The sequence below is a fragment of the Larkinella punicea genome, from assembly GCF_003334855.1.
GTDB classification, from domain to species: Bacteria; Bacteroidota; Bacteroidia; order Cytophagales; family Spirosomataceae; genus Larkinella; species Larkinella punicea.
In genome coordinates this window covers 40,170-55,236 of record NZ_QOWE01000034.1, presented here as the reverse complement: position 1 = coordinate 55,236, position 15,067 = coordinate 40,170, and the positions used below count along the sequence as shown (strand labels likewise).

General features: G+C 51.6%; 13 protein-coding genes. 10 read left to right on the top strand and 3 right to left on the bottom strand.

Translation table 11 applies throughout. The annotated features are described in order from the left end of the window. Nucleotides 1-71: 71 nt before the first annotated feature. The 7 genes from tamL to DUE52_RS29780 all read left to right on the top strand — a co-directional run bounded on the left by tamL (nucleotide 72) and on the right by DUE52_RS29780 (nucleotide 8,259). Nucleotides 72-2,660: a translocation and assembly module lipoprotein TamL gene (gene tamL / locus DUE52_RS29810; RefSeq protein WP_229312360.1), complete on the top strand. Its 2,589-nt coding sequence runs from the start codon at nucleotides 72-74 to the stop codon at nucleotides 2,658-2,660. 151 nt (nucleotides 2,661-2,811) lie between these two features. Beyond that, nucleotides 2,812-4,236, top strand: a complete 1,425-nt coding sequence (gene miaB / locus DUE52_RS29805; protein WP_114409790.1) for a tRNA (N6-isopentenyl adenosine(37)-C2)-methylthiotransferase MiaB — start codon at nucleotides 2,812-2,814, stop codon at nucleotides 4,234-4,236. A gap of 21 nt (nucleotides 4,237-4,257) precedes the next feature. Beyond that, nucleotides 4,258-5,559, top strand: coding sequence for a sigma-54 interaction domain-containing protein (locus DUE52_RS29800; protein WP_114409788.1), 1,302 nt, complete (start codon nucleotides 4,258-4,260; stop codon nucleotides 5,557-5,559). Nucleotides 5,560-5,644: 85 nt separating this feature from the next. Next, nucleotides 5,645-6,139, top strand: a complete 495-nt coding sequence (locus DUE52_RS29795) for an LptE family protein (RefSeq protein WP_229312359.1) — start codon at nucleotides 5,645-5,647, stop codon at nucleotides 6,137-6,139. A 62-nt stretch (nucleotides 6,140-6,201) separates the two neighbouring features. Next, on the top strand, nucleotides 6,202-7,071 hold the full coding sequence (locus DUE52_RS29790) for a DUF8458 domain-containing protein (protein WP_114409785.1): 870 nt from the start codon (nucleotides 6,202-6,204) through the stop codon (nucleotides 7,069-7,071). 57 nt (nucleotides 7,072-7,128) lie between these two features. After that, entirely contained in the window at nucleotides 7,129-7,497 is a 369-nt protein-coding gene (gene secG / locus DUE52_RS29785) for a preprotein translocase subunit SecG (RefSeq protein WP_114409783.1), read from the top strand. A gap of 174 nt (nucleotides 7,498-7,671) precedes the next feature. Beyond that, a complete protein-coding gene (locus DUE52_RS29780; RefSeq protein WP_114409781.1) occupies nucleotides 7,672-8,259 on the top strand; it encodes a hypothetical protein in 588 nt (195 codons plus the stop codon). A 14-nt stretch (nucleotides 8,260-8,273) separates the two neighbouring features. Here DUE52_RS29780 and DUE52_RS29775 read toward each other — a convergent pair whose 3' ends face one another. Both DUE52_RS29775 and DUE52_RS29770 read right to left on the bottom strand, forming a co-directional pair. Then, a complete protein-coding gene (locus DUE52_RS29775; protein WP_229312358.1) occupies nucleotides 8,274-9,110 on the bottom strand; it encodes a DUF2490 domain-containing protein in 837 nt (278 codons plus the stop codon). A gap of 77 nt (nucleotides 9,111-9,187) precedes the next feature. Beyond that, nucleotides 9,188-9,580 (bottom strand): DUF4870 domain-containing protein, encoded by a 393-nt coding sequence (locus DUE52_RS29770; protein ID WP_114409779.1) that lies wholly within the window; start codon nucleotides 9,578-9,580, stop codon nucleotides 9,188-9,190. Nucleotides 9,581-9,674: 94 nt separating this feature from the next. Here DUE52_RS29770 and DUE52_RS29765 point away from each other — a divergent pair, with 94 nt between their 5' ends. The 3 genes from DUE52_RS29765 (at nucleotide 9,675) to DUE52_RS29755 (ending at nucleotide 11,352) form a co-directional block, all read left to right on the top strand. After that, nucleotides 9,675-10,241: a Crp/Fnr family transcriptional regulator gene (locus DUE52_RS29765; RefSeq protein ID WP_114409778.1), complete on the top strand. Its 567-nt coding sequence runs from the start codon at nucleotides 9,675-9,677 to the stop codon at nucleotides 10,239-10,241. Nucleotides 10,242-10,327: 86 nt separating this feature from the next. Beyond that, a complete protein-coding gene (locus DUE52_RS29760; protein ID WP_114409776.1) occupies nucleotides 10,328-11,065 on the top strand; it encodes a sterol desaturase family protein in 738 nt (245 codons plus the stop codon). Further along, entirely contained in the window at nucleotides 11,062-11,352 is a 291-nt protein-coding gene (locus tag DUE52_RS29755) for an Rdx family protein (protein WP_114409774.1), read from the top strand. Before DUE52_RS29760 ends, DUE52_RS29755 begins: the two co-directional genes overlap by 4 nt. Nucleotides 11,353-11,522: 170 nt before the next feature. Here DUE52_RS29755 and DUE52_RS29750 read toward each other — a convergent pair whose 3' ends face one another. Then, nucleotides 11,523-14,984 (bottom strand): pyruvate carboxylase, encoded by a 3,462-nt coding sequence (locus tag DUE52_RS29750; protein WP_114409772.1) that lies wholly within the window; start codon nucleotides 14,982-14,984, stop codon nucleotides 11,523-11,525. Nucleotides 14,985-15,067: the final 83 nt, after the last annotated feature.

The window sequence follows — 15,067 nt, the reverse complement described above, 5'->3', positions numbered from 1 at the left end:
GGAGAAGCCTGCTGTGCCGTAAGCCGCAATTTGCCATTCGTACTGTCTATTTTTTAGTTTTTTGCCTGGTTTTGGGCGTTTCCCTTTCGGGCTGCGTAAGTTCGGAAAATTTACAAAAAAACCAGTATCTACTCTTCAGTCAGACCGTCCGGGGAAACCGAACCCTGCCCAGTTCCGACTTTGAAGCCCTCATTCCGCAGAAGCCCAACCGCCGGATTCTGCGGCTGCCCATCACCCCCGCGCTCTGGTTCTACCGCCTGGGATCACGAACCTATGATCAGGAAGCCGCCCAGCGCGCGCTCGAAGCCAAACGCAAAGAATATGACCAGTTTACCGAAAAACCGGACTCTACCAAATCGTACCGAAAACAGGAACGACGCTACAACCGCCAGCTCACGCGCCTGCGCCGGAGAGCCGAAGAAGGCAACTGGGTGATGCGTTCGCTGGGAGAACCACCCGCCTTTTTTGTTGAAACAGAGGCCAAAGAAAATGCGCAGAAAATGCAGCGGTTTTTGTTCAACAACGGTTTTTTTCTGGGCAAAGCGTCGTATTCGGTCGATAGCAGCAAAACGCTCGGACGCCGGGTACGGGTGACTTATAACATCGTCGAAAACGTTCCGTTTCACCTCAACCAGATTACGTACCAGATTACCGACCCCCGGGTCGATTCCATTGTGCGACCCACGCTCAACCGCTCGGTTTTGAAATCCGGGGAACGCTACAACGCCGAAAACGTTGAAAATGAACGCATTCGGATTGAAGAATTGCTGCGCAACAATGGCTATTACAGCTTTACACGGCAATATATTCCGTTGCCGCTCGATGTACTTGATGTAGATTCGGCCCAAAAAGACAGCATTGATTCAAAACCTCACAGGCTAAATATGTGGTTGCGGATTGCCAACCCGCCCGGCCAGTCGGAGCATCCGGTTTATACCATCGGCGAAGTGGAAGTCCGGGTGGCGCGGGCCGAAGACCGCTCCTCGCTCGATACGGTTCAGTACCGGGGGTTGAAGTTTCTGCTGGGCAAACAGAATTACGCGATCCGGTTGCTCGACAGCCGGATTTTCCTGCGCCCCGACAGTGTCTATCGTCTCAAAAATTACCAGGAATCCCAGCGGCAGTTGTTTTTGTTGAACCAGTTCCGGTTTGCCAATATCAGCTTCATCGATACGACTGGTCGGCGGCTGCGGACGCGGTTTAATCTGGTACCCATCGACAAATACGAATTGAGCAGTGAAGGCGGGGTTTTTGTTTTGTATCAGGGACAGGGCTATCCGGGGCCTTTTGGAACAGCTTCGTTCCGGGTACATAATATATTTGGTGGGCTCGGGACCTTCGAAACGGCATTGCGATACGGTTTTGAAGCACAGACCGGTTTCTCATTAAACAGCAGCGGAATTGGTTTTGCCCAGGAATTGGGGCTAAACACTTCCTTGATTTTCCCTCATATCCTATTCCCGGGAAAAGCCCGATTTATCTTTAGCCAACTCAATCCCCGCACGCAGATTAGCCTCGGCTACAACTATACCAGCCGCCCTGATTACGGGCGACGGCTTTTAAGGACAGCATTGTCTTATAACTGGCTGAAAAACAACACCCACCAATACAATTTTACGGTTGCCGAGATCAACTACTTAAAAGCGACGATAAAGCCAGGAGAAGATGGGCTTGCTTTTCTGAATTATTTAAACACCCAGGACTCCTTAGGAAGTACGATTCGAAAAAGCTTTTTGAGTGCATTTTCTTCCAGTATCGGTTTTACGTATACGTACAATACGAATATTCTGGGGCAAAACCGTCGTGCTAATTTCCTTCGCTTGTCGTTTGAATCGGGAGGCACAACCCTAAACTTTTTCAGTAATCAGCAACTTGAAAGTTTTTTTAACACCACTGCAACATCCGGTTTGCAGTATTATAAGTATTTGCGGGGCAATGTTGATTACCGGCATTATATTCCCCTACGTGCCAAAACCACCCTGGCTTTTCGGCTCAATACCGGCCTTGTCTTTGGATATGGAGAGAACAAAACCGCGCCCTATGAAAAACTCTTTTTTGCCGGGGGGAGCAACAGCATCCGTGCCTGGCTCCCCCGCCGACTCGGTTTAGGTTCTTCAATTCCCTACACTTCCGATACCGATATTCTGGTGCCTGAATTTAATCCAAAAAGGCCCGGTCAGTTTCGCTACGATTTTGAGCAACCGGGTGATATTCTGATCGAAGCTTCGGCGGAATTACGGACGCATTTGTTTCATTTGGGCGGTGATATCAACGGGGCGGTCTTTATCGATGCCGGGAATGTCTGGACGCTACGTGACAATGGCAGTCGGTTGGGTGAAAACTTCCAGGTGCGAAAATCTCCCAGCGAATACCTGTCCCGAAATTTCGTCCAGCAGATTGCCGTAGGAACCGGCGTTGGGCTTCGCATCGACTTTTCCTTCTTCATCATCCGGCTGGATGGGGCCATTAAAGTGTACGATCCCGCCCGGTATTTCATTTATAACCCCAACCCGAATGATCCCAATGCGTACATCGTTGAGGGAAAAAGGCCGGGCGAATTCGTCGATGAGCGGTATTTTCTGCCCAAATTCCGGTTCGACAAAATGTTCAAAGGCCCCAACCCACTCGTTATCAACTTCGGGATCGGCTATCCGTTCTAATATCACAAGTCCTTACCTGACAAACTGTCACAGTTCCCCAAAATCTTCGTAACTTTGAAACTCAATTTTAGGAGTTTCCGGTTATCCCCATGACGTGTTTTGGAATCTCCACAACAGCGAACGGGATTACCAGTCAATGACAATACAAAATATGGAACGCATTACGGAGACATTATCCATACTGACTGAAGCGGATAAAACTGGCGCGGACGAACCACGGGTGCTGGAAGAGGAACTGGCCGTGGGCAAGAAGCGGCTTTACATCGAAAGCTACGGTTGCCAGATGAATTTTTCAGACAGCGAAATTGTCGCTTCGGTGATGCGGAATGCGGGTTTTGCCACCACGGCTTCCGCCGACGACGCCGATGTGATTTTCCTGAATACCTGCGCCATCCGCGACAATGCCGAACAGAAAGTCCGCAACCGGCTCAAGCAACTGAATATCCTGAAAAAACGGAAACCGGAGCTGCTGGTCGGCATGTTGGGCTGCATGGCCGAACGGCTGAAAGCCAAATTGCTGGAAGAAGAAAAAATGGTGGACATCGTGGCCGGACCGGATGCCTACCGCGACATTCCGAAGCTGGTGGAAGAAGCCGAGTCGGGCCAGAAAGCCGTCAACGTCTTCCTGTCGCGCGAAGAAACCTACGCCGATATTTCTCCGATTCGCTTGAATTCCAACGGCGTAACGGCGTTTATCTCCATCATGCGGGGGTGCGACAACATGTGCAGCTTCTGCGTGGTGCCCTACACCCGGGGCCGCGAACGGAGCCGCGATGCGCACTCCATCGTCCGGGAAGCCCGCGACCTGGCTGCGGCTGGCTACAAAGAAGTTACCTTGCTCGGGCAGAATGTCGACAGTTACAAATGGACGTCGGAAGACGGTTTGGAAAAAGTAAACTTCGCCCAACTGCTCGAACGCGTGGCCCTGGTCGATGCCGACCTTCGCATCCGGTTTTCGACTTCGCACCCGAAAGACATCACCGACGAGGTGCTGTACACGATGGCGAAATACGACAACATCTGCAAATACATTCATTTGCCCGCGCAGAGCGGGAACGACCGGATTCTCAAGTTGATGAACCGGACCTACGACCGCGCCTGGTACATGCAGAAAATTGACCGGATCCGGGCCATTCTGGGCGAAGATTGCGGTATTTCCCACGACATGATTTCCGGTTTTTGCTCCGAAACGCAAGAAGAACACCAGGATACGCTGTCGTTGCTGGAATACGTCCGGTATGACTACGGCTACATGTTTGCCTACTCGGAACGCCCCGGCACCCCGGCGGCTAAAAAATACGTCGATGACATTCCGTATGACATCAAACTCCGCCGGTTGAACGAGATCATTGCCCTGCAACGGGAGCTGTCGCTCGAACGCAACCAGCGGCACATTGGTCAGGTCCAGCGCGTGCTGATCGAAGGGTTTTCCAAACGCTCCGACGATTTCCTCTGCGGGCGGAATGACCACAACAAAATGGTGGTTTTTCCGAAAGGCGATTATCAGAAAGGCCAGTATGTCAACGTGTTGGTAACGGATTGCACGGCGGCCACGCTGCGGGGCGTTACGGTTTAAGAGTTCCCCTTTCCAGTACTTATGAATTTAAAAGAAATCCAGTCGGTTAAGCTGCGGTTCGGAATCATCGGTAACGCGCCGGCCCTGAACTACGCCATCAACGTGGGAATTCAGGTCGCAGCGACCGATTTGACCGTACTGATCACGGGCGAGAGCGGCAGCGGGAAAGAGTCTTTTTCGAAGATTATTCACAGCCTCAGCAGCCGCAAACACGGCCAGTTTATTGCCATCAACTGCGGAGCCATTCCCGAGGGCACGATTGATTCGGAGTTGTTCGGTCACGAAAAAGGCTCGTTCACGGGGGCCGTCGATCAGCGGAAAGGCTATTTTGAAACCACCAACGGCGGCACCATTTTCCTGGATGAAATCGGCGAAATGCCGATGGGTACCCAGGCCCGGCTTTTGCGGGTGCTCGAAAACGGGGAATTCATTCGTGTGGGTTCGTCGAAGGTCCAAAAAACCGATGTGCGGGTCGTTGCGGCCACCAACGTCAACCTGCTGGCGGCTGTTGAACAGGGCAAGTTTCGGGAGGATTTGTATTACCGGCTGAATACCGTGCCGATTTTCGTGCCGCCCCTGCGCGAACGGGGTGACGATATTGAGCTGCTGTTCCGGAAATTTACGACGGATTTCGCCGAACGCTACCGCATCAAACCGATTCAATTGTCGGAAGCCGCCAAGCAGGTGCTTCTGCGCTACCCGTTTCCGGGTAACATTCGCCAGCTTAAGAACCTTGCCGAGCAAATTTCCATTCTCGAATCGGAAAACAATAAAGTCATCGAAGCCGAAACCCTGGCGAAGTATCTGCCGCCGGTTTCGTCACAATCGTCCCAGTCGCCGATGGTGCTGCCGGGTGGCCATTCGGAAAACAATTTCTCCGAGCGCGAACTCTTGTACAAAGTGCTGTTCGACATGCGCCGGGATATGAACGAGCTGAAACGGCTGGTACTCGACGTGTTGAAAAACGAAAAGAACGGCCACGAAATCCTGAATAACCACAAGGATTTGTTCGATACGCTCCAGTCGGGCGAGCTGACGCCGGAACCGGAGCCAGCCTTACCCCGCCTGCTGCCGCCCGCCAATCTGATCGATGTGGACGAATATGAAGAGACGGATGCCAACAACGATGTGACGGTGGAAGACATCACCCACGAAACCGAAGAAGACGATTCGCTGTCGCTGGAGAAGAAAGAGAAGGAAATGATTGTCAAAGCCTTACGCCGGAATAACAACAAAAGAAAATACGCAGCCCAGGCACTCGGCATTTCCGAACGGACGTTATACCGGAAGATTAAACAATATCAAATCGATGAAGAAGATTAAGATAGTTAAAAGTGAAAAGTTAAAAATTAAAAATAAGACGTCCGGATTACTCAATTCGACCCATAAGAAGTATTTCTCCCGAGGATTGGCATTATTTTTAACTTTTAATTTTTCACTTTTATCTCTTTCCTGCGGAAAGTATTCGTTTACCGGCACGACGCTCGATCCGAATATCAAGACCATCACCATCAACACGTTCACGACTTCGGCGGCTGGTGGCCCGGCCAACCTGACGTTGACGTTTACGGAAAAGCTGAAAGAATATTACCAGCGGTATACCAACATGAAAGTGGTGCCGTCCAACGGCGACATTGTGCTGGAAGGCTCCATCACCGGCTACGACGTTTTGCCCGTGGCCGCAACGGCTTCGGATCAGGCGGCTCAGAACCGTTTGCAGGTCACCGTTCAGGTGCGGTTTTCCAATTCGAAAGACGAAACGAAGAATTTTGACCAGCCTTTTTCATTTTACCAGGATTTTCCGGCCAACCAGACGCTCACCCAGAGTGAAAGCCGTCTCGTACCCAAAATTCAGGATCAGTTGGTGTTGGATATTTTCAATAAAACAGCCGCAGACTGGTAGAAACCCGGTTTCAATTTGTTAAATTTGACCAAAGCGACACCACCTCCCTACCCTTCCATCCAATGAACAAATTGGACAAAGAAACTTTTTCCTTTTGGGTAACCCACCCCGAAGAACTGTTACCCACTGATTTACAACAATTAAAGGAAGCCATTGACGATTACCCCTATTGTCAGTCGCTGTATTTGCTGGCGGCCAAGGCAACCTCCGTTCACCAGAAAAGCCACGCCATCGAGTATGTCCGGCAGGCTGCCGCTCACGCGCTGAGCCGCAATGCGCTGCGGAAACTGATTGAGAATGAATTTCAATGGTCCGAAAACCTGTTGAGTCGCCTGAATGAGTTGTCGCTCAAGCAGGTGCCCATTCCCGACGATTACACGAAAGAAAGCTACGAATTGTTCAAACGGAAAGCGGAGCAAACCCATACGTTTTTCGCCAATCCCATTTTTGATTTTGCCAAATCGGTGGGTGAACTTCCGGTGGTTGAAAGCCCGGCAGACGAAATCGACAGCCCCCCTGAGACAATGGAAGTAATTCTACCGATGATTGACGAGGTGATTATTGCGGAGAAAGTCCTCCAAACGACGTTGGAACAGCAGGAATCGACCGTCGAAGAACCGAAACCGGATTCGGTGCCGGACCCCGAGCGACACCGTCAACTCCTGATTATCGAGGATTTCATCAAACGGGAACCCATGATCCAACGTCCGCGCATGCACACCAGCGAACAGGCCGACCAGGAAGACCTGACCCGCCGGATGCCGGTCAATTCGGGTGCCCCCATCACCGAAGCATTCGCCCAGATTCTCGCCCGACAGGGCAAGTCGGAGCGTGCGATTGACATTTACGTGAAACTTATGTTGAAAAATCCGGAAAAAAAGGTTTATTTTGCGGAGAAAATTGAGGCTCTCAAGAAGCCAAAAGATCAATAAAACGACTCTTTTTACTTAACAATACGCTTACTTAAATAACCGCAAGGGCAAATCGAAATGCTAACGGCAATCATTGTATTAATTTGTATCTGTACCGTACTTCTGATTTTAGTCGTACTCATTCAAAATTCAAAAGGGGGCGGTTTATCCGGCGAATTTGGTGGCCTCGGCTCCAACCAGTTGATGGGGGTTAAGAAAACCACCGATTTACTGGAACAGGTTACCTGGGGACTCGGTATCGCCATCATGGTATTGACACTTTCTACCTACATCGTGATCGATCGGAACCCTGTTGGCTCCACCATCAACAGCGCCAACGTGGATGCTGCGGCTACGAAAACGGTTCCAGGGGCAGGTTTGCAGGCTCCCGCTCAGCAAGCACCCGCACCGGCAACGGCTCCCCAAAGCGGAACAGCACCTAAATAATCCGCTCCGCTCGGAAAATTTCAGAAAATCTAAGACATTGACTTTCAGACCTGTAGGGACTAATCAACCATACAGGTCTTTTTTTGATCATATTTTCTGGTTCAGAAAGTATAAACCCGCGGATCGGTTTCGTTGTAAAGGCAGGTTTTGCATCCTGAATCTTCGTCCAGCCTGATGAGAAAAAGTGCCTTTGCGCCGATTGCCGCCCTTTTCTGTTTCGTTACCGCTTCCTGTCATCGTCCCTACGCACGATTCCAGCCCATTCCCGTCGAGTCGTTTCGCTCGTCCGGCATCCCCAAACCGGTGATCGCCGAAACCGACTCAGTTGTCGTTCAGGCCATCGAATGGCCCCGAATCGCGACGGTTCCCGAAGAATCCGAAGCTCCGCTGCCGGAATTTCACGCATCATCGGCCGTAGTTCCGCCCATCCGGTCGGTTCAGCACCACGCCCGGCAGGCCACCTCGACGCTGGTCAATCAGGGAATGAGTGCATTCGAAACGAATGCCTTACCGCAACCCCGGCCTAAAACCGGCAAGAAGAAAACGCTGCGGGAAATTCTGGGGCTGAAACCCCGGAAGAAACTCAACTGGTGGCAACGCATCCCGTGGCAACTCAAGGCGTCGATCCCGGTCATTGGGGTCGCCATCGTTTTTGCCGTTCTGAACATCACCATCCTGGCCATCATCTTTGGCGTCCTTGGTGCTTTCCTGCTCATTCGCGGCATGAAAAGATCCTTCAAAGTCCGCCGACCGTGGTTTTGAATTGGTTTAAACCGTCAATCCACTTGCGTCGGCAGCCGCTCACGCTCGCCATTTTTGCGGTGGAGACGGTACATAACCGATAGCACCACGTTATTTTTGTCGCCAATGTTGACCGGAGCCTGGTCGTATTGATTGACCCAACCGGCCTGAACGATCCAGTTGCGGTCGATCTGGTAACCCAGGCCGGCATAAACCCGGTTTCGTTCGAGGTGGGGTGCCTTGAAGTTCAGGAACAGTTCATCGTAAATCGATACAAACACGGTTTTGGGTTGGATGGTCATGGCGTTTAGCGGAATCATGAGGTTCATCCGGTAACGAACCCGGTTGCGGAACCGGCCCTGAATCGCCACGTTTTCCGGTGTCGATTCGCCAAACCACCGCTGCTCGACCCGGTAACGATGCTCGAACTTCAACCGCTCCACATTCTGGCTCATCGTAATCTGTTCCCACAGGCGGGTTTCAAGCACCTGCGGGCCGTCGGCCAGATCCCGGAAATTGTAGGTATGATACCGGCCTGTTGCCACCATCGCCGAAAAAGCCGGACCTAAATCGTAGCTGATTCCTCCTTTCACTTCGTAGTAATTGACCTGATCGAACAGGGTATTCGACCGCACCTGGCCTTCGACAAAACCGCCCCAGCCCCGTTCGCGGGCGGGCAGTTGAACCGTGCCGATAAACCAGGTGCCCAACGGTTGCGGTTTCGGCTGTGCCTGGGCGACATATGGAAGGAGAAATAAGCACAATCCCGCCAATCGCCGGGCCATTTTCAGAAAACCGTGACCGGGCAAACCGTCGGATAAGGGCACAAATTTATTCACCGCGGTTGGCGGGCCAGAATACGTAGAGCTCATTGAAGGTGACTTGGTGTCGTAATTTCCAGCAAAAATACGAAACCCGTTACCCGAAAAAAACATCGGCGACCGAATGGTCAGTTAATAAAGCGAAAGGTGAACGGATACTTGTAATATTCGCCATTATTGGCTTTCACCCCGGCAATCACGGAGAAAACGAGACTCAGGATGCCCAGCACAATCAGAATGGGAAAACCAATGACGACAATGATCAGCAGCAGGGCAATGCAAAATGCAATCGTCATCGTAATCTGAAAATTCACGGCTTCTTTGCCGTGATAATCGACGAACGCCGATTTGTCTTTCTGAATCTGCCAAACCACCACGGGGCCGATGACGTTGCCAAAGGGGATGATAAAACCGGCTAAAGCACTGAGGTGGGCCAGCATTCCCCACAGGCGCTCGTCGGAAGGGCTGAGGGGTGTCACCGATGACGGAGGCAGCGGGTTGTTGTAGGGTTGGTTTTCCATGATCGTAAGTGATTTAACAACAACCAAGTACGAGGAAAGAAATGATTTTTGCAATCTTTGTTTAAAAATCCCTTTGTCAGGTCCGTCTACCGAAATGGAAACTTTACTGAGCGTTATCCGGCAACTGCAAGCCATCTCCGAACCCCTGGAAAACGCTTTGCGACAAACGCTTCGTCGGCACGAACTGCCCCGGCGTCACTGGCTGCTGCAACCCGGACAGGTGAGCGAGCGGATTTTCTTCATCGAAAAAGGGGTCGCCCGCGGCTATTACCTGAAAGAAGACCGGGAAGTAACCTCCTGGTTTATGAAGGAATCGGATTTCATTATCTCAATCGTTAGCTTTTATTCCCGACAACCCGCTCAGGAATACATTGAATTACTGGAAGACAGCGTGTTATGGTCCATAACGTACGACCAGCTCCAGCGGTTTTACGACGCCTTTCCCGAATTTAACAAAGTGGGACGCTTGCTGACCGAACGGTATTATTTGCTGAGCGAACGACGGGCGCAGAACCTCCGGATGCAGTCGGCTCGGGAACGATATACGCAGTTGCTGGCTGATTTTCCGGATAGTTGCAGGCGGCTTCCGCTAAAATACATTGCTTCCCACCTGGGCTTGTCACCAGAAACCGTAAGCCGGTTACGGGCCAATATAGTCTGAATGAGTTGAACCGAACTTGATATTTGTCAATTTTTCACGGACTGGCAGTAGGTTACTTTGGCTGTTCACCAAATCCCGCTACGGCCATGCTACCGGTTATTTTTGTCACCTTCGCTTTCTGCTTTCTGCTCGAACGGTTTTTCCCCGGCTGGAAACTACCGCCGGTTCCGACCTGGACCATCCGCGTTTTGGCGGTTAATTTCATTCAGTTGCTGGTGGTTCTGCTGGCGGGTTTTACGTGGGAACAGTGGTTGTCGAGCCATTCGCTGTTTGCGTTGTCAAGGCATGTCAATCCGGTTTGGGGTGGCATCATCGCCTATTTCATCGCTACCTTTGTGTTTTACTGGTGGCACCGCTGGCGGCACACAATCGATTTTCTCTGGACGCACTTCCACCAGATTCACCACAGTCCGCAACGGATCGAAGTCATCACCTCTTTTTACAAACACCCGCTGGAAATGACGGTGAACTCGGTGATTGGCAGTTTGCTGGTGTATACGTTGCTGGGCCTGAGTCCCGAAGCTGGTGCAATTTACACGCTTTGCACCGCCCTGGGTGAGTTTTTTTACCACACCAACGTAAAGACACCCCGCTGGATCGGTTATATTTTTCAGCGCCCCGAAATGCACAGGATTCACCACGAGTACAACAAACACACCAACAATTATGGCGATATTGTCTGGTGGGACATGCTGTTTGGAACCTATCAGAATCCGAAGGAGTTCAACTCAACGTGTGGTTTTGACAACGACAAGGAGCAGCAGTTGAGCGACATGTTGCGCTTTCGGGATGTTCACAAAAATCCAACCCAGAAAACAGAATGAAACCCATTGTTACCCTCGAATACTGCCCAAAATGTGGCTGGCTGATGCGTTCAGCCTGGATGGCGCAGGAAATATTAACCACTTTTACCGAAGATGTTCACGGCGTACTGCTCCACCCGTCGGAAATCAGCGGACGGTTTTCGGTTCAGATTGACGGCAAGAAGATTTTTGACCGGAAGGAAGCGGGACGATTTCCGGAAATCAAGGAGTTAAAGCAAATGATTCGGGATGTGGTCAATCCGGAAAAATCGCTTGGTCATTCGGATAAATTGCCCCCAACCCCCTAAAGGGGGCTTTTGCGGAACCATGTCCACTTATATGGCGGATGAATCCCGTAGGGATGGTTCATCTTGTAACTACGCGATCGGTCATCCATCCCTACGGGATTGTTTGGTTTTCTACGGACACGCTTGCTACAAAATGAATCATCCCGACGGGATTGTTTTTAATTTTTCGGTTACGCCAATTCCACGACCCAGTCGTCCTGCACCACCACCGTTCCCTCTTTCAGGATCACCTGCTTGACGGTTCCGGCTTTGGGTGCGGCCACGATGCTTTCCATTTTCATGGCTTCGATGACGAACAACGGCTGGTTTTTGGCAATGACATCACCCGGTTTGACCAGAATCTTGGTCAGACGGCCTTGTAGCGGAGAACCCACGTCGCCGTCCTTGCTGACTTTGGCATTGGCCTCAAACTCGACTTTCTGCGACCGGTCGCGCACCTGAACCTGGCGGCTTTGGCCGTTGAGTTCAAACGTCACCATCCGGTTACCGTGTTCGTCGGGTTCCGACACATACAGCAGCCGCACGAGAATATTTTTGCCCTCATCGATCTCGATCAGGATTTCCTCGTTTTCCTTCAAACCGTACAAAAACGCCGGGGTTGGAATGATGCTGACATCACCGTGTTGCTGAACGGCCTTGTAGTACTCTTCGTAGACTTTCGGATACATCTGGTACGAGAGGTAATCCAGAAAGCCCTCGTTCATCGGAAATTTCTCTTCAAACTTTTTGAAGTCTTCCTCAAAATTAATCGGGCTCAGTTTTTCATTCGGACGACCGGTCAGCGGTTCTTCGCCTTTCAAAACGATCTCCTGAATTTCCGACGGAAAACCGCCGTAGGGTTGACCCAACTCACCTTTGAAGAAGCCTTTGACCGATTCCGGGAATGAAAGCGATGCGCCTTTCTTCATGACATCCTCCGCCGTCAGGTTGTTGGACGTCATGAACAGCGCCATGTCGCCCACCACTTTCGACGATGGTGTCACCTTGACAATATCCCCGAACATCTTGTTGACAACCACGTAGTTTTTCTTCAACGTTTCGAACTTGTCGCCCAGACCCAGCGCAATCGACTGCGGTTTCAGGTTCGAGTATTGCCCACCCGGTATTTCGTTCTGGTAGACCTCCGCACTGCCGGCCTTCATGCCCGACTCAAACGGATAATACCATTCCCGAACATCTTCCCAGTAGTTGGAATAGGCATTCAGCGAATTCAGGTTAATTTCACTTTCACGCTCGTGTCCCTGCAACATTGCCACCACTGAGTTAAAATTCGGTTGTGACGTCAGCCCCGACAAAGCGCCAAGCGCACAATCCACAATATCGACCCCGGCATCAACGGCTTTCAGATAGGTTGCCGCCTGAATCGACGAGGTGTCGTGCGTGTGCAGGTGAACCGGGATGCTGACGGCTTGCTTCAGTTCCCGCACCAGCACCTCGGCCGCCAGCGGTTTCAGCAAACCGGCCATGTCCTTGATGGCCAGCAAATGCGCCCCTTCGTCCTCCAACTGGCGGGCCATATCGAGGTAATACTGTAAGGTGTATTTCTTCTGATCGGGAGCCAGCATGTCGCCGGTGTAGCAAATCGCGGCTTCGGCCAACGCATCGGTGCGTTCCCGAACAGCTTTGATGCTAACTTTCATAGCTTCGACCCAGTTCAGGGAGTCGAAAATCCGGAAAACGTCGATGCCGGACTCCCACGATTTCTCTACGAATTTCTCAATCAGATTGTCCGGATAAGCGGAATATCCGACGGCATTGGAACCGCGAAACAGCATTTGCAGGAGCATGTTCGGCATGGCCTCGCGGAATTTCTTCAAACGCGTCCACGGATTTTCGTGCAAAAACCGCATGGCTACATCAAATGTTGCGCCCCCCCAGACTTCCATCGAGAACAATTCCGGGTGGTTTTTGGCGAAACCTTCGGCCACATTCAGCAGATCTTTCGTCCGTACCCGCGTTGCGAGCAACGACTGGTGGCCGTCGCGGAAGGTGGTATCGGTATACAAAACCGGTTTCTGATCGCGCACCCACTCCACAAACTTATCGCGTCCCAGTTCCGTCAAACGGTCTTTGTTTCCTTTCGGATAGTCGCCAAACCGGTCGAAAATCGGAATAATCGGCGTCCGGAATTTTTGGGTAGGCCCTTTCGATCCCGGTTTCACTTTCACTTCCGGATTCCCGTTGACGATCACATCTGCCAGGTAATTCAGCGCGCGCGTCGAGCGGTCTTTCGGTTTGCGGAGGTCAAACAGTTCGGGGTGGTTTTCGATGAACGACACCCTGGCATCACCCGCCTGGAAAATCGGGTGATCGATCACGTTCAGCAGGAACGGGATGTTGGTTTTTACTCCGCGAATCCGGAATTCGACCAATGCCCGTTTGAGCCGTTGGGTGGCTCCGCGAAGCGTTCGGCCCCGCGCCGAAACCTTCACGATCATCGAATCGAAATACGGCGAAATTTTCACGCCGGGATACGAACTGCCTTCGTCGAGCCGAATGCCAAAACCGGCCGCGTTGCGGTAGGCGATGATGGTTCCGAAGTCGGGACGAAACCCGTTGGCGGGGTCTTCCGTCGTAATCCGGCACTGGATGGCGTAGCCGTTCAGCGGAATCTCGTCCTGGTGGTTGATGTAAATGCCGTTGTCCGACAATTTATACCCCATCGCAATCAGAATCTGTGTCCGCACCAGATCGATACCGGTCACTTCCTCCGTGATGGTGTGCTCGACCTGAATCCGCGGATTGACTTCGATAAAGTAGATATTTTCCTGTTTATCGACCAGAAATTCCACCGTACCGGCATTGGAATAATTGGCCTGACGCCCGATTTTCAGGGCATATTCATACAGTTTATTTTTCGTTTGCTGTTTCAGTCCAAACGAGGGTGCCACTTCGACAACCTTCTGAAAACGACGTTGTACCGAGCAATCCCGTTCGTAGAGGTGGACAATATTTCCGTGCGTATCGCCCAGCAACTGCACTTCGATGTGCTTGGGATCGATGACGAATTTTTCCAGAAAAATGGTATCATCTCCAAAAGCATTCTTCGCTTCGTTGCGGGCTTCGTTGAAGGACTTCTCAAATTCCCCTTCTTCCCGAACCACGCGCATACCACGTCCTCCCCCACCGGCAACGGCTTTGATCATCACCGGAAAACCGATTCGTTTGGCTTCGGAAATCGCGATGGCGTAGTCTGATATATCGATCCGGCTGTCGGGAATCATCGGCACGTCGGCTTTGGTCGCCAGGTTTTTGGCCCGGACTTTATCGCCCAGCGCTTCCATGGCTTCCGGCGTCGGTCCCACGAAAATGATGCCTTCTTCCCGGCACCGGCGCGCCAGCGTCACGTTCTCCGACAAAAAGCCATAGCCCGGATGAATGGCATCGATTTTTTTGTGTTTCGCCAGCTTGATGATGCCTTCAATGTCCAGATAGGGTTTCAGCGGTTCGTCGTCGCGACCAATCTGGTAGGCTTCATCGGCTTTGTAACGGTGAAGTGAATACCGGTCTTCGTAGGTGTAAACGGCGACGGTAGTGATTCCTAACTCGGTAGCGGCCCGCATGATGCGGATGGCGATTTCGCCCCGGTTGGCGACGAGCAGGCGATTAATCGGGCGAATGTAATCTTTCATGGGTCCCAAAAAATGCAGGATGGGGTTTCGAAACTGGTGAACAATGCAGCAAGTTTAGGGAAAAGTTTGTAAAAATCAGGTTT

What these genes read in the sequence shown, in the direction of transcription:
- DUE52_RS29760 (WP_114409776.1), top strand. Translation starts at nt 10,328, where the DNA reads ATGCTACCGGTTATTTTTGTCACCTTCGCTTTCTGCTTTCTGCTCGAA.
- DUE52_RS29765 (WP_114409778.1), top strand. Translation starts at nt 9,675, where the DNA reads ATGGAAACTTTACTGAGCGTTATCCGGCAACTGCAAGCCATCTCCGAA.
- DUE52_RS29770 (WP_114409779.1), bottom strand. Translation starts at nt 9,580, where the DNA reads ATGGAAAACCAACCCTACAACAACCCGCTGCCTCCGTCATCGGTGACA.
- DUE52_RS29780 (WP_114409781.1), top strand. Translation starts at nt 7,672, where the DNA reads ATGAGAAAAAGTGCCTTTGCGCCGATTGCCGCCCTTTTCTGTTTCGTT.
- DUE52_RS29750 (WP_114409772.1), bottom strand. Translation starts at nt 14,984, where the DNA reads ATGAAAGATTACATTCGCCCGATTAATCGCCTGCTCGTCGCCAACCGG.
- secG (WP_114409783.1), top strand. Translation starts at nt 7,129, where the DNA reads ATGCTAACGGCAATCATTGTATTAATTTGTATCTGTACCGTACTTCTG.
- DUE52_RS29755 (WP_114409774.1), top strand. Translation starts at nt 11,062, where the DNA reads ATGAAACCCATTGTTACCCTCGAATACTGCCCAAAATGTGGCTGGCTG.
- DUE52_RS29775 (WP_229312358.1), bottom strand. Translation starts at nt 9,110, where the DNA reads ATGAGCTCTACGTATTCTGGCCCGCCAACCGCGGTGAATAAATTTGTG.
- miaB (WP_114409790.1), top strand. Translation starts at nt 2,812, where the DNA reads ATGGAACGCATTACGGAGACATTATCCATACTGACTGAAGCGGATAAA.
- DUE52_RS29800 (WP_114409788.1), top strand. Translation starts at nt 4,258, where the DNA reads ATGAATTTAAAAGAAATCCAGTCGGTTAAGCTGCGGTTCGGAATCATC.
- DUE52_RS29790 (WP_114409785.1), top strand. Translation starts at nt 6,202, where the DNA reads ATGAACAAATTGGACAAAGAAACTTTTTCCTTTTGGGTAACCCACCCC.